The 13,473-nt window shown below is 72.9% G+C and carries 16 protein-coding genes; 10 read left to right on the top strand and 6 right to left on the bottom strand.

Annotated features, from left to right (window positions below; genetic code table 11):
• Positions 1 to 24 precede the first annotated feature (24 nt).
• Positions 25 to 381: a YciI family protein gene (locus ASG23_RS06240; RefSeq protein ID WP_056021730.1), complete on the top strand. Its 357-nt coding sequence runs from the start codon at positions 25 to 27 to the stop codon at positions 379 to 381.
• Positions 382 to 593: 212 nt separating this feature from the next.
• Positions 594 to 1,856, top strand: coding sequence for an RNA polymerase sigma factor (locus tag ASG23_RS06245; protein WP_056021733.1), 1,263 nt, complete (start codon positions 594 to 596; stop codon positions 1,854 to 1,856).
• A 7-nt stretch (positions 1,857 to 1,863) separates the two neighbouring features.
• Here ASG23_RS06245 and ASG23_RS06250 read toward each other — a convergent pair whose 3' ends face one another.
• Positions 1,864 to 2,715, bottom strand: a complete 852-nt coding sequence (locus tag ASG23_RS06250) for a VOC family protein (protein WP_056021736.1) — start codon at positions 2,713 to 2,715, stop codon at positions 1,864 to 1,866.
• Positions 2,712 to 3,323 (bottom strand): NADPH-dependent F420 reductase, encoded by a 612-nt coding sequence (locus ASG23_RS06255; RefSeq protein ID WP_056021739.1) that lies wholly within the window; start codon positions 3,321 to 3,323, stop codon positions 2,712 to 2,714. The genes ASG23_RS06250 and ASG23_RS06255 overlap by 4 nt, the downstream gene beginning before the upstream one ends.
• Before the next feature lie 78 nt (positions 3,324 to 3,401).
• On the opposite strand from ASG23_RS06255, the gene ASG23_RS06260 reads away from it, so the two are divergent.
• Both ASG23_RS06260 and ASG23_RS06265 read left to right on the top strand, forming a co-directional pair.
• The gene (locus ASG23_RS06260) at positions 3,402 to 3,893 is read left to right on the top strand and encodes a MarR family winged helix-turn-helix transcriptional regulator (protein ID WP_056021743.1); all 492 of its coding nucleotides are present in this window, start codon (positions 3,402 to 3,404) and stop codon (positions 3,891 to 3,893) included.
• Between the two features lie 121 nt (positions 3,894 to 4,014).
• Positions 4,015 to 4,851 carry a class II glutamine amidotransferase gene (locus ASG23_RS06265; RefSeq protein WP_056021746.1) on the top strand — a complete coding sequence of 279 codons (837 nt, stop codon included), beginning with the start codon at positions 4,015 to 4,017 and terminating at the stop codon, positions 4,849 to 4,851.
• Here the strand turns inward: ASG23_RS06265 and ASG23_RS06270 are convergent.
• Positions 4,848 to 5,255 (bottom strand): VOC family protein, encoded by a 408-nt coding sequence (locus tag ASG23_RS06270; protein WP_056021749.1) that lies wholly within the window; start codon positions 5,253 to 5,255, stop codon positions 4,848 to 4,850. The two genes, ASG23_RS06265 and ASG23_RS06270, sit on opposite strands and share 4 nt — an antisense overlap.
• A 69-nt stretch (positions 5,256 to 5,324) precedes the next feature.
• Between ASG23_RS06270 and ASG23_RS06275 the strand changes: the two genes are divergently transcribed.
• Positions 5,325 to 6,125: an FAD binding domain-containing protein gene (locus ASG23_RS06275; protein WP_056021753.1), complete on the top strand. Its 801-nt coding sequence runs from the start codon at positions 5,325 to 5,327 to the stop codon at positions 6,123 to 6,125.
• Positions 6,122 to 8,830: a molybdopterin-dependent oxidoreductase gene (locus tag ASG23_RS06280; RefSeq protein WP_056021755.1), complete on the top strand. Its 2,709-nt coding sequence runs from the start codon at positions 6,122 to 6,124 to the stop codon at positions 8,828 to 8,830. The genes ASG23_RS06275 and ASG23_RS06280 overlap by 4 nt, the downstream gene beginning before the upstream one ends.
• Positions 8,831 to 8,909: 79 nt before the next feature.
• Here ASG23_RS06280 and ASG23_RS06285 read toward each other — a convergent pair whose 3' ends face one another.
• Entirely contained in the window at positions 8,910 to 9,914 is a 1,005-nt protein-coding gene (locus ASG23_RS06285; protein WP_082515960.1) for an XdhC family protein, read from the bottom strand.
• Between the two features lie 153 nt (positions 9,915 to 10,067).
• Between ASG23_RS06285 and pucL the strand changes: the two genes are divergently transcribed.
• Together pucL and ASG23_RS06295 are read left to right on the top strand one after the other, a co-directional pair.
• Positions 10,068 to 10,961 carry a factor-independent urate hydroxylase gene (pucL, locus tag ASG23_RS06290; RefSeq protein WP_056021761.1) on the top strand — a complete coding sequence of 298 codons (894 nt, stop codon included), beginning with the start codon at positions 10,068 to 10,070 and terminating at the stop codon, positions 10,959 to 10,961.
• Positions 10,958 to 11,431, top strand: a complete 474-nt coding sequence (locus tag ASG23_RS06295; RefSeq protein ID WP_056021763.1) for a nucleoside deaminase — start codon at positions 10,958 to 10,960, stop codon at positions 11,429 to 11,431. The genes pucL and ASG23_RS06295 overlap by 4 nt, the downstream gene beginning before the upstream one ends.
• A gap of 17 nt (positions 11,432 to 11,448) precedes the next feature.
• On the opposite strand, the gene uraH is transcribed toward ASG23_RS06295, so the two are convergent.
• Entirely contained in the window at positions 11,449 to 11,781 is a 333-nt protein-coding gene (uraH, locus tag ASG23_RS06300; protein WP_056021766.1) for a hydroxyisourate hydrolase, read from the bottom strand.
• Positions 11,778 to 12,239, bottom strand: coding sequence for a 2-oxo-4-hydroxy-4-carboxy-5-ureidoimidazoline decarboxylase (locus ASG23_RS06305; protein ID WP_056021768.1), 462 nt, complete (start codon positions 12,237 to 12,239; stop codon positions 11,778 to 11,780). The genes uraH and ASG23_RS06305 overlap by 4 nt, the downstream gene beginning before the upstream one ends.
• 53 nt (positions 12,240 to 12,292) lie before the next feature.
• On the opposite strand from ASG23_RS06305, the gene ASG23_RS06310 reads away from it, so the two are divergent.
• Both ASG23_RS06310 and ASG23_RS06315 read left to right on the top strand, forming a co-directional pair.
• Positions 12,293 to 12,886, top strand: a complete 594-nt coding sequence (locus ASG23_RS06310; protein WP_056021771.1) for a nucleotidyltransferase family protein — start codon at positions 12,293 to 12,295, stop codon at positions 12,884 to 12,886.
• Positions 12,887 to 12,895: 9 nt separating this feature from the next.
• A complete protein-coding gene (locus ASG23_RS06315; RefSeq protein WP_056021774.1) occupies positions 12,896 to 13,276 on the top strand; it encodes a YciI family protein in 381 nt (126 codons plus the stop codon).
• The last annotated feature ends 197 nt before the right edge of the window (positions 13,277 to 13,473 follow it).

The following is a 13,473-nucleotide window of genomic DNA, read 5'->3' on the forward strand; positions in this document are numbered from 1 at the left end:
CCGAACGACCGAGAGGACGAGACGATGCGCTACTTCACCACGCTCCGAGTCACCGCTCAGCCCACCACTCCCCCGCCATCTGCCCTGATGGAGGCGATCATGGCTCTCGGCGCCGAGGCGACCGCGTCGGGCGCGCTGCTCGACACCGCGGGCCTCATGCCCAGCGCCGCCGGTGGCGCTCGCGTCCAGCTGGCCGACGGCACCCTGACGGTCACCGACGGGCCGTTCGCCGAGGCCAAGGAGCTGATCAGCTACGCGGTCTACGACGTGCGCTCGCGCGAGGAGGCCGTCGAGTGGGCGAGCCGGTTCCTCCGCCTGCACCAGGAGCACTGGGACGGCTGGGGCGGCGAGGTGGACGTGATGCGGGTCTACGAGCCGTGACACCGGGTGGTTGGGACGAGGTCGGTCGCGTGACCGACCGTGGCGGGCTCTCTCGCCCCGCCGTGACCGGCCGACGAGGGTCATTGGCATGACGGACCGTCACGGGCTCGCGCTCCGGACCGCCGGGACCGCAGGACGAGTGTCGGTCTCGTGACCAATCGTCGCGGGTTCGCGCACCGCAGCGCCGGGACCGCGCGACGAGAGTCGGTCGCATGACGGGCCCTCGTCGCGAGGTCGCGCACCGCACGGCCGAGACGGTCTGGCGCATGGAGTCCGCCGCGGTGGTCGCCGTCGCGTCCCGGGTGGTCGGCGACGTGGGGCTCGGTGAGGAGATCGCGCAGGACGCCTTCGTCGCCGCGCTGGAGCAGTGGCCGGTGGACGGCGTCCCACCGAACCCGGCCGGCTGGCTGGTCACGACCGCCCGCCACAAGGCCCTCGACCTGGTCCGCCGCCGGGGCACGTACGCCCGCAAGCTGGCCGAGGTCGGCCGGTCGATCGAGCGGGAGCAGCTGCACGAGGAGGTGCTGGGCGTGGGCGCAGGTCTGGACGACAGGATCGGCGACGACCTGCTCCGCCTGGTGTTCACCACGTGCCACCCGTCGTTGACCACCGAGTCGCGGGTCGCCCTGACGCTGCGGCTGCTGGGCGGACTACGGACGGACGAGGTGGCCCGCGGGCTCCTGATCAGCGAGGCGACGGCGGCGCAGCGGATCTCCCGCGCGAAGCGGACCCTGGCCCGTGAGGGGGTCGCGTTCGACCTGCCGGCCGCCGACCACATGCCCGACCGGTTGGCGTCGGTGCTCGAGGTGGTCTACCTCGTGTTTAACGAGGGGTACGTCGCCACCTCCGGCGACTCGTGGGCCCGGCCCGAGCTGTGCCACGAGGCGGTCCGGCTGGCGCGCGTCCTGTGCGCGCTGCTGCCGGACGAGGCGTCGGTGCACGCCCTCGACGCCCTGCTCGAGCTGCAGTCGTCCCGTCTGACCAGCCGCGTGTCGGCCGCGGGCGACCCGGTGCCGCTGCTGGACCAGGACCGCCGATTGTGGGACCGCCTGCTGGTCCGCCGTGGGATGGCTGCACTGGAACGGGCGCACCGGCTCGGCGGGGCGCGCGGTGCCTATGCCCTGCAGGCGGCGATCGCCGTGTGCCACGCGAGCGCCGCCACGGCGTCGGACACCGACTGGCCGCTGATCGCCGGTCTCTACGCGCAGTTGTCGACCGTGTCGCCATCGCCTGTCGTGTTCGTCAACCGGGCCGTCGCGCTCGGGATGGCCGGATCACCTGCCGAGGGTCTCGCGCTGGTGGAGAGGATCGACGCGCTCGAGGGCTATCCGCCGCTCGAGGCCGCGCGCGGTCAGCTCCTCGAGCAGCTGGGGCGGGCGGAGGAGGCGGGCGACGCCTTCCGCGCGGCCGCGGCGCTGACGCGGAACGCGGGTGAGCGGTCGCTGCTGCTGCGCCGGGCGGACGCGCTCGGCTGAGCACGGTTCAGCCGGCGACGACCACCCGGATCTCGTTGTTCCACGGGTCCTCGAACGCCAGCACGCGACCGTCGTCGCGGGTGGCGATCCCGCGGCCGGCCAACCGGGCACCGAGGGCGCCGCGCTCGTCGTCGGTCGGCAGCTCGATGGTGACCTCGCCCAGGCCGAGCGCGGGCCACCGACCCTGCGCGCCGCGGCTCTGCCACGTGTTCATCGCGAGGTGGTGGTGATAGCCGCCGGCGGAGACGAAGAGCGCCTGCGTGCCGTACTCGGCGGTGACCTCGAAGCCGACGGTGTCGACGTAGAACTCGTGAGCGGTGGTGATGTCGCCCACCTTGAGGTGGACGTGACCGACGGCGGCGGCTCCCTCGAGGACGTCGGGGTCGACGAGGTTGTCCCGCAGGAACCCGTTCGGGTCGAGGTACTCGGTGGCCATGGCGACGCGGCCGTTCTCCCAGCCCCACTGCTCGCGCGGCCGGTCCCAGTAGAGCTCGACGCCGTTGCCCTCGGGGTCGTCGAAGTAGAGCGCCTTGGACACGAGGTGGTCGGAGCTGCCGGTGAACGACGACGGGAAGTGCCGGGCGACCGAGTACACCGAGGACGCCAGGTCGCTCTGCTCGCCGAACAGGATCGCGGTGTGGAACAGCCCGGCTGCGGACGACGGGGCGTGCTTGAGCAGGGGCGTGTGCTCGAGCACAACCGACGGGACGCCCTGCCGGCCGAGGGTGACGCGGTCGCCCTCCTGCCCGAGGACGCTCAGGCCGATGCCGCGCGCGTAATAGTCGGTCATGGCGTCGAGGTCGCCCACCTTGAGGGTCACGGCGCCGACGTCGGTGCGGGCGTCGAGGATCTCGTTCATGCCGTCAGCCCGAATCCGCCGGTCCACGACGTCTGCTCGGTTGCGGCGAGCGTGAGCTGCAGGAACCCGAACGCCTCGAGCTCGTGCGCACGCTTGAGCGAGCCGGCGTCGGCCGCGCGCAGCCCGCCCGCGGCGATCACGGCGGCCAGCTCGGCCTTGGCGTCGGCGTCGTCGCCCGCGATGAGGACCGTGGTCCGCTCGTTGCCCACCTCGCCGGTGGTGAGCGTCGCCGCGAAGGTGGTGTTGAAGGCCTTGAGCACCGAGGCGCCGGGCACGGCCTGCGCGATGACGGCGGCGGCGGAGCTGCCGGTCGGGACGACGAGGGAGTCGAACGTGGCGGAGTCGACCGGGTTGGTGATGTCGACGAGAACCTTGCCGTCCAGCTGGCCCTCGTACTGCGCGAGCACCTCGGCCACCGCGGCGTACGGCAGGGCGAGGACGACGATGTCACCGGTGATCGGGTCACCCACCGTGCCGTGCTTCGCCCCGGGGATGGCGATCTTCAGAGGCGTCCGGGTCAGCACCTGCGCGTCGTTGCCGCCCGCGATCACCCGCCACGCGATGGCGGAGCCCATGTTGCCCGCTCCGACGATCGTCACCGTGCTCACAGCGTCCTCCTCGATTGGTTGTCGCTACAAGTGTACAGGAGATAGTTGTAGCGTCAAGTATTTGATACCGTCGATGTCATGACGGACGCGAGATGGCTCAGCGCCGAGCAGCTGAGCGCCTGGAAGAAGCTGATCGCTGTCGTCGAGCTGCTCCCCGGCACCCTGGAGTCCCAGCTCCAGCGCGACTCCGGCCTGAGCCACTTCGAGTACTTCACGCTCGCGATGCTCTCCGAGGCGCCGGACCGGACGCTGCGGATGACCACCCTTGCCGCACACACCAACGCCACCCTCGCACGGCTCTCCCACGTCGTCTCGCGGTTGGAGAAGCGCGGGCTGGTGCGGCGCGAGCCGTGCGCCGAGGACCGCCGGGCGACCAACGCGGTCCTCACCCCCGTCGGCTGGACGACCGTCGTGGCCGCCGCGCCCGGACACGTCGGCACCGTCCGGGAGACCGTGATCGACCCCTTGACCGCGGCCGACGTCGCCGACCTCGACCGCATCATGGGCCGCATCCTCGACGTCCTCGACCCGTCGCACGTCATGCGTGGGGCCGCGCAGAACGATGGCTGAGAGGTCGTCCTCATCCTCGCGCTGATCGGCCCTCTCACCTGCACACGATGAACCGGGGCTGCGCGACGTAGCGTGGGCAGGTGGGCTCCGTCCGCCGGCGCCCGTCGCGAAGGAGGCCGTCGTGTGTCGTTGGCTCGCATACTCCGGATCGCCCGTCCACATCGACGACCTGCTCTACGAACCGACCAACTCGCTCATCGTGCAGAGCCTGCACAGCCGGCTCGGAGCGGAAGAGACCAACGGCGACGGCGTCGGCGTCGGCTGGTACACCGAGGACTCCCCGACCCCCGGCGTGTTCCGGAGCATCGAGCCGGCCTGGAGCGACCGCAATCTGCGCGAGCTGGCGGAGCACACGCGCTCCGGCTTGGTGCTCGCACACATCCGCGCCACGTCCGGCTCAGCCGTGCAGCAGACCAACTGCCACCCGTTCCGGCACGGTCGCTGGCTCTGGATGCACAACGGTCTGCTCGCCGGGTTCTCCGCGATGAAGCGTGACCTCGTCCTCGCCGTGGACCCCGAGCTGTTCCCGTTCATCGAGGGGTCCACCGACTCCGAGGTGCTGTTCTATCTCGCCCTGACGTTCGGGCTCCAGGACGACCCGTCCGCCGCCGTCGCCCGCGCCGTCGGTCTGGTCGAGGAGGTCGGCCGTGCGCACGGCATCGCGTTCCCGGTGCAGATGACCGTCTGCACCACCGACGGAGAGCGGCTGTGGGCGTTCCGGTACAGCTCCGAGGGTCAGAGCCGGTCGCTGTTCCACAACACGGACGTCGCCGTGCTCAGGAAGCAGTACCCCGCGAACCCGATCCTGCACGACCTCGCGGACTCGACGCGGGTCGTGGTCTCGGAGCCGCTCGGTGACCTGAAGGGCGCCTGGCACGAGGTGCCCGAGAGCAGCTGCCTCGTCGTCCATGGTGGGCGTGAGGAGCTGCTGCCCTTCGTGCCCCAGCCGTCGTCTTAGCCCGTCGGTGAGCCGTCCGCGAGGCACAGGCAGAACGGGTGCCCGGATGGGTCCTCGTAGACACGGAACGGGTCGTCGGCGTGCCCCTCCTCCTCGGGCGTGCCGGTCAGTGCTCGCGCACCCAGGCGCAGGGCGTCCTCGTGCCCGACGGCCAGGTCGGCGACATCCAGGTCGAGGTGCACGCGGGCACCGACCCGCCAGGGCGCGACGACGGCGTCCGAGCGCTGGAACCCGAGGCGGGTCCTGCGATCGGGGTCGACGATCAGGAGGTACTCGTCGCCGTCCGGGTCGGGCTCGTCGTGGCCGGGTGCCCACTCCCAGCCGAGCAGCTGCCGGTAGAACTCCGCGAGCTCGCGGGGCTCGGCACAGTCCACTGTCGGTTGGCGCAGGTGGCGGATCGTCATCGTCCAACGGTAGGCCGACACCCTCGTCGTCACACAACGGATACCTGGGTACGGTTCACTCGGCGGATCATGGACCTCATCTCGCTCGACCGCATCCGTGCGGCACACGACCGGGCCGAGCTGACGCTCGGCCCCCGGAGCGCGCCGCTGGCCGGGGGGACATGGCTGTTCTCCGAGCCGCAGCCGGACCTCGAGGAGCTGGTGGACCTCACGACCCTGGGTTGGCCCGCGGTCGAGGTCACTCCTGAGGGCCTCTCCCTGGCCGCCACCTGCACGATCCGCACGCTCGTCGACCTCCCTCCGGTCGCCGGCTGGGCGTCACAGCACCTGGTGGCCCGGTGCGCGCGCTCGCTGGTGGCGTCGGAGAAGATCTGGGACTGGGCGACGGTCGGCGGGAACATCTGCCTGGCGCTGCCGGCCGGCGCCCTCACCTCGTTCGCGGTCGCCCTGGACGCGACCGCTCTCGTGTGGACGCCCGACGGCGGGGAGCGTCGGGAGCCGGTCGCGTCGCTCGTCACCGGGGTGCGGAGCACGTCCTTGGCGCCGGGCGAGGTGCTGCGCTCCGTGGAGATCTCCGCGGAGGCGCTCGCCCACCCCGCCGCGTTCCGCCGGGTCGCCCTGACGCGGCACGGACGATCCGGCGCGATCGTGGTGGGCCGTCGCGACGCCGCCGACGGGCTCGTCGTGACCCTCACCGCCGGGACCACGCACCCGCACCGCCTCGCCTTCCCGGCGGTCCCGTCGGCGGCCGAGCTGAGGGCCGCCGTCGAGGCGGTCGACGACTGGTACGACGACCCGCACGGCGCCCCCGACTGGCGGCGGGCCATGACGGTGCGGCTGGCCGAGCAGGTGCGGGAGGAGCTGGCATGAGGGTCGAGGTGAACGGCGTCCCGCTGGAGGTGGATCCGGCGCCGGGGCAGGTCCTGCGGACGCTGCTGCGCGAGCAGGGGCATGTCGAGGTGAAGAAGGGCTGCGACTCCGGCGACTGCGGGGCGTGCACGGTCCTGCTCGACGGCCGGCCCACCCACTCGTGCCTGGTCCCGGCGTACCGGGCCGACGGGCGCGCGGTCACGACGGTCTCGGGCCTCGGCACCGTCGAGGACCCGCACCCGGTCCAGCAGGCGTTCGTCGACGCCGCCGCGTTCCAGTGCGGGTTCTGCACCGCCGGGCTCGTCACCACCGTGGCGGGGCTCTCGCTCGAGACCGACGACGACGAGACCGCTCGCCTGCTCAAGGGCAACCTCTGCCGGTGCACCGGCTACCGCTCGATCTGCGACGCCGTCGCCAGGCGCCGGAACACCGTCGACGCCGTGGCCGGTCAGGACGCCGGCCGCTCGGTGCGCTCCCCCGCCGCCCGTCGCCTCGTCACGGGACGCGAGCCGTTCACGCTCGACGTTCCCGCCACCGATCTCACCCACCTCGCTGTCCTGGGCAGCCCCCACGCCCACGCGCGCATCGTGTCGATCGACGCGACCGCCGCCCTCGCCGCCCCCGGCGTGCTCGCGGTCCTCACGCACGAGGACTCCCCCGACGTCCTCTTCTCGACCGCCCGCCACGAGAGCCGCCTGGACGACCCCGACGACACCCGCGTGCTCGATCCCGTGCTGCGGTTCCGGGGGCAGCGCGTGGCCGTCGTGGTCGCCGAGTCGCTGCGCGAAGCCGCGCGGGCGCTGTCGCTGGTCGAGGTCGAGTACGAGGTGCTGCCCGCCGTCATCGACCCGGTGACGGCACGTGAGCCGGGCGCGCCACTGGTGCACGGCGACAAGGACCCGGAGGCGCGGATCTCGGAGCCCTCGCGCAACGTGGTCGCGCAGCTGCACGCGGAGATGGGCGACGTGTCCGGGGCCCTCGCCGCCGCCGCGCACCGCGTCGGTGGCACCTACCGCACGAGCCGGGTGTCGCACGCGGCGCTGGAGACGCACGCCACCCGCGGCTGGCTCGACGACGACGGCAGGCTCGTCCTGCGGACCAGCACCCAGGTCCCCTACCTGGTCCGCGACGAGATCGCGCACATCTTCGCGCTCGACCCCGCACGGGTCCGGGTGCTCACCGGACGCGTCGGCGGCGGGTTCGGCGGCAAGCAGGAGCTGCTGACCGAGGACGTCGTGGCGCTCGCCGTCCTGCGCACCGGCCGCCCGGTCCAGTACGAGATGACCCGGGCCGACGAGTTCACGATCGTGCCCAGCCGCCACCCGGTCCGCGTCGAGGTGGAGCTGGGCGCCGACGCCGACGGCGTGCTGACCGCGATGCGCATCGACGTGCTCAACAACACCGGCGCGTACGGCAACCACGGCCCCGGCGTCATGTTCCACGGCGTCAGCGAGTCGATGGCGGTCTACCGGTGCGCCAACAAGCGTGTCGACGCCGAGTCCGTGTACACGCACACCCTGCCGTCCGGCGCGTTCCGCGGGTACGGGCTCGGGCAGATCATCTTCGCGATCGAGTCGGCGATGGACGACCTCGCGCGGGTCGTCGGGATCTCCGCCTTCGACCTGCGCCGTCGCAACGTCGTGGTCCCCGGCGACCGCCTGCTCGTGGTCGACCCCGAGGAGGTGGGCGACCTCGACATGCACTCCTACGGTATGGACCAGTGCCTCGACCTCGTGCAGGCCGCCCTGGCCGACCGCTCGGCGGACCTGCCCGCACCGGCCGGGACCCTCGTCGGTGCCGGGATGGCCGTCGCCATGATCGCGACGATCGCCCCGCGCGGGCACTACGGCGAGGCGACCGTCCGCCTGCTCGACGACGGCCGGTACGAGGTGAGCGTCGGCACCACGGAGTTCGGCAACGGCACGACGACCGTGCACGGCCAGCTGGCCGCCCAGGCGCTGGGCACCACCGTCGATCGGGTCACCCTCGTGCACTCCGACACCGACAAGGCCGGGTACGACACCGGGGCGTTCGGGTCGGCAGGCGTCGTCGTCGCCGGGCTCGCCGTGCACCGGGCCGCCGTCCAGCTCCGCGCCAAGATCCTCGCCGCCGCCGGCGCCCTGCGGGACCACCCGAGCGACGAACCACGAACGTGGGACGCCTTGGACCTGACCCCCGACTCGGCGAGTGGCGTCCCGCTGACCGAGGTCGCGCGCGCCGCCCCCGGGCTCACCGGTCAGGGCACCCACGACGGCACCCCGCGGTCGGTCGCGTTCAACGTGCACGGGTTCCGCGTCGCCGTCGACCCGGCGACCGGTGAGGTCACCATCCTGCGCTCGGTCCAGGCGGTCGACGCGGGCACCGTCCTGCACCCCGAGCAGCTGCGCGGACAGGTCGAGGGCGGCACCGGCCAGGCGATCGGCACCGCGCTGTACGAGGAGATGCGGCTCGACGACGAGGGCCGCGTGACCACCGCCTCGTTCCGCAGCTACCACGTGCCGCAGATGATCGACCTGCCCCGCACGGAGGTCCTCTTCGCGGCCACCGCCGACGACCTGGGACCTCTGGGCGCGAAGTCGATGAGCGAGGCCCCGTACAACCCGGTCGCCCCCGCCCTGGCCAACGCGATCCGCGATGCCCTGGGCGTCCGCCCCCACGAGCTCCCCATGACCGCCGACCGCCTCTGGCGCCTGCTCCAGGACTGAGACCCCCGGGCCGGTCGGCACGTCCGCACATCCGAGCGTCCCGACAACCGAACATGCGGACGTTGCGAGGGGTCGGACGTCAGGGGTGGGGTGTGCGGGCGGGGCGGTGGATCGGGCCCGCCAGGTCGGTCAGTGGGAGGCCCGACGCGCCCGTGCGCGAGGCCAGCACCTCCGCGAGCACCGACACCGCGGTCTCCCCCGGCGTCGACGCGCCGATGTCCAGCCCGATCGGTGCGTGCAGGCCGGCCAGCTCGGCGTCGGTGGCCCCCCGCTCGACGAGTTCCGCGATGCGCCGGTCCTGTGTCCGTCGCGACCCCATAGCGCCCACATACCCAGCGCCGGACCGCAGCGCGGCGAGCACCAGGTCGGCGTCGAACCGGTCGTCGTGCGCCATCACGCACACGACGTCACGGACGCCCAGCCGCTGCTGTGCGAGGTGTCGGACGGGCCAGTCGACGACGACCTCGTCGGCTCCCGGGTGCCGACGCGGGGTGGCGAGCACCGCGCGGGCGTCGCACACCGTGACCCGGTAGCCAGCCGCCCGTGCCACCACGGCCAGCGCGGTGGAGAACTCGAGCGCGCCGTAGACGACCATCCGGGGCGGGGCCGACGAGACCTCGACGAACAGCTCGACGCCGCCGTCGGGGCCCATGACGCGCACGAGGCCGGAGCGGTCGACCCGCGGCACCGCGTCGGGAAGCGGGCCGTCCAGCGCCGTCACGAGCACCGCCTCGTCGCCGCGTGCTGCTGCCGCCAGCACCGGCACGTCCGCCGGGCCGAGCTCACGCGCGTGCACGCGCAGCACGCCACCGCAGGTCAGGCCGACGGCGAAGGCGTCGTCGTCGGTGACGCCGTACTCCTGGACGCCGGGCGCTGCTCCGGCGAGCACCGAGGTGCACAGGTCGTACAGGGCGCCCTCGACGCACCCGCCGGCCACGCTCCCCAGGGCCGCGCCCGTGTCGTCCACCGCCATCGACGTGCCGACGACGGTCGGCGCGCTCCCGGTCATCGACACGACCGTGGCGACCGCGACCCGGTGACCGTCTGTGAGCGCGGCCAGCAGGCGCTCCGCGATCTCGAGCACGGCGGTCACCTCCCGGACTCCAACAGGGTGCGACGAGCCTAGACCGCTGTAGGGCGGCCGCGAGTAGCGTCACCCTGCACGGCGCACCCCGCTGCACCGGGTGTCCGCGAAGGAGGAAACGTGCATGTCACACGACCCCGGCAGACTGCGGCCATGACGGCCCGACTGCACGCCCACCAGTACGGCAAGGCCGAGACGCGGGTCGTCCGGATCGCGCGCGACGCCCCGCGGCACGAGATCCGGGACCTCAACGTCTCGACGGCCCTGCGGGGCGACTTCGCGGCCGCCTACCTCGACGGCGACCAGTCGGCCGTGCTACCCACCGACACCCAGAAGAACACGGCGTTCGCCTATGCCAAGGAGTACGGCGTGTCCTCCCCCGAGGCGTTCGCCACCCTCCTCGCCCGGCACTTCGTCGACGACGTTGCCCCTGTGACCGGGGCGCGGGTCGACGTCGAGGAGTACGCCTGGGTGCGCGTCGAGGTCGACGGTGCCGAGCACGACCACACGTGGGTTCGCAGCGGCCAGGAGGTCCGGACCGCGTCCGTGACGGTCGACGCCGACGGGACGACCGTGATCGCGGGCCTGGCGGACCTCACCGTGCTGAAGTCGACGCGCTCGGAGTTCCGCGGCTTCCTCACCGACGAGTACACGACGCTGCCCGAGGCGACGGATCGCGTGCTGGCGACCTCGCTGGTGGCCCAGTGGCGGTACGAGGGCACCGGGCTCGACTACGACGCCACCTACGCCCAGGTCCGCGAGGTCATGCTCGCGACCTTCGCCACCCGGCACTCCCTCGCCCTGCAGCAGACGTTGTGGCACATGGGCGAGGCCGTCCTCGACGCGGTCCCCGAGGTGGTCGAGATCCGGTTCGCCGCGCCCAACAAGCACCACTTCCTCGCCGACCTGAGCCCGTTCGGGCTGGACAACCCCGGTGAGGTCTTCTTCGCCGCGGACCGTCCTTATGGGCTGATCGAGGCGGTGGTCGTCCGCGACGGCGCCCCCGACGCGGGCAGTGCCTGGACCCGATCGGTGGGAGCGCCATGACCTCCGACGACGAGCGCTGGGTGTCTCAGGCTGTCGCGCTCGCGACCGCCAACGTGGCGGACGGCGGCGGGCCTTTCGGCGCGGTCGTGGTGCGCGCCGGCGTGGTGATCGGCACCGGCCAGAACCGGGTCACGCGCGACAACGACCCCACCGCGCACGCCGAGGTCCAAGCCATCCGCGCCGCCTGCCTCGCCATCGAGGACTTCTCGCTGGCCGGGGCCACCGTCTACACCTCGTGCGAGCCGTGCCCCATGTGCCTCGCCGCCTGCCTGTGGGCCCGGGTGGACCGCGTCGTCTACGCCGCCGACCGGGCAGACGCCGCCCACGCCGGGTTCGACGACAGCGCCTTCTACGACCTGCTCGGGTCCGACCCCGACACCTGGTCCATGCCCGTGCGCCGCCATCGGATTCCGTCGGCGTCCGCCCCGATGGAGGCCTGGCTGGCACGACCGAACCGCGTCGAGTACTGAGGTCGACGTGCGGTCCCTCAGCTCCCCCGGTACGTCGAGTACGCGTACGGGCTGAGCAGCAGCGGCACGTGATAGTGCCCGTCGTCGACGACGTCGAACACCACGACGATCTCCGGATGGAACCCCGTCTGCCCGGTCGCGGCAAAGTAGGCGGCGGTGTCGAAGGCGAACCGGTACCGCCCGGGCGGAACGCTGTCCGGCCCGAGCGAGCGCGCACGGCCGTCGTCGTCGGTCGCGCCGGTGCCGAGGACGGTCCACTGGTCGGCGACGGACGCGGACAGGGTCACCGGCACGCCGACCGCGGGGCGCCCGAGCGCGGTGTCCAGGACGTGCGTCGTCAGCCGGCTCATGACGCGAACAGGGTCTGCAGGCGCAGGAGCGCGATCTGGCGGAGCTGGTCGGCGACCTCGGCGGCCTCCTCGTCGTCGGACAGCCCGAGCCTGCGGTGCAGCTCGGCGAGGACCTCGAGGCGGCTGCGCCCGGCTGCACGGATGAGGAAGATGCGGCCGAACCGCTGCTCGTACGTCTGGTTGCCCACGACCATCGCCTCGACGAGCTTCGGGTCCTCGGTGGCCGACGCGGCCTGCTCCGCGCTGCTCAGCCCCGCGGTCTTCTCGCCGATCCGAGGGTGGGCCGACAGGGCCTCGTCGACCTCCGCGGGGGTCAGCCCACGGGCGGCGAGGTCCGCGACGCCGACGAGGGCGTCGAGGGAGGGGTACGGGCAGCCGGCGGCCACCTCGTCGACCCACCGGGCGACGTGCAGCGCGGTGGTGAGCCGTTCCCGGGTCTCGGGTCCGTCGTCGATCATCAAGGCCGCCTCCCAGTAGCGCTCCGCACACGCGCACTGGCACCGTACGGGACGTGCCTCCCACCGACGCAAGCCTCAGCGGGATCGTGCTCGCGGCCGGTGCGGGCACGCGCCACGGTGGACCGAAGGCGCTGGTGGTGCCGTGGCTCGCCGACGCCGTGGGGCTCCTGGTCACCGGCGGCTGCGCGCACGTCGTCGTGGTCCTCGGCGACGGTGCCGACGAGGCCCGTGCGCTCGTCCCCACCGACCCGCGGGTCACCGTGGTCGTCGCGGAGCGCTGGGCCGACGGCCTGGGCGAGTCGTTGCGCGCCGGCCTCGCCCACGCCACCGGCGACGCGGTCGTGGTCACGCTCGTGGACCTGCCCGGTACCCCGGTGAGCGTCGTCGCGCGACTGACGACGACGTGGGACCGCCGGACGCTCCGCCAGGCGGTCTACGGCGGACGCCCTGGCCACCCGGTCCTCATCGGTGCGGACCACTGGGCGCCCCTGGCCCAGACCCTCACGGGGGACCGGGGTGCGCGCGGGTACCTCGTCGCGCACGGCGTCGCCGAGGTCGAGTGCGCAGACCTGCACGACGGCCGCGACGAGGACGTGTCGAGAACCGGCACCCCTCCACGTCATCCCCCGACCGCACCGCAACCGTAGGAGGCCATCGTGAAGTACCTCATCCTCATCCACGCCGACCCGAAGCCGTGGGCGCACCCGACCTCCCGGTTCACCGACGAGGGCCGAGCGCTGCCGGTCGCCGAGCACGACGAGGCGGACCGCCGGTTCGACGCGTTGCTCGGGGAGCTGTCCGCGAGCGGTGAGCTGCTCTCCGCGGAGGCGCTCGCCGATCCGGCGTCGGCCACCGTGTACCGCTGGCGCAGCGGCGACTCGCTGGCCAGCGAGGGCCCGTACGCCGAGACGCAGGAGCACCTGGCGGGGTTCTTCCTGGTCGACTGTGCCACCCGCGAGCGCGCGGAGGAGGTCGCCGCACAGTTCGCCGGGCCGGGCAGCGTCGCGGAGCTGCGGCCGGGGTTCGTCTGGGAGTGAGCGCAGGCGCCGGCCGACCGGGTCCAACGTCCCTGGAAGGCCGCGTCGGCGCCCGGAAGAATCGTCGGTATGAACGCACCTTGGTGGCGCCTGGCGGACGAGAGCCCGCAGACCACGGACACCTTCTCCCCGCGCGACGACATCGTCGACGACCTCCTCCCGCCCTTCTACGACTGACGGTCGTCGACGGCGCCGGC

Origin of the sequence: Cellulomonas sp. Leaf395 (genome assembly GCF_001424125.1) — a bacterium.
In the GTDB taxonomy this organism is placed as follows: Bacteria; Actinomycetota; Actinomycetes; order Actinomycetales; family Cellulomonadaceae; genus Cellulomonas.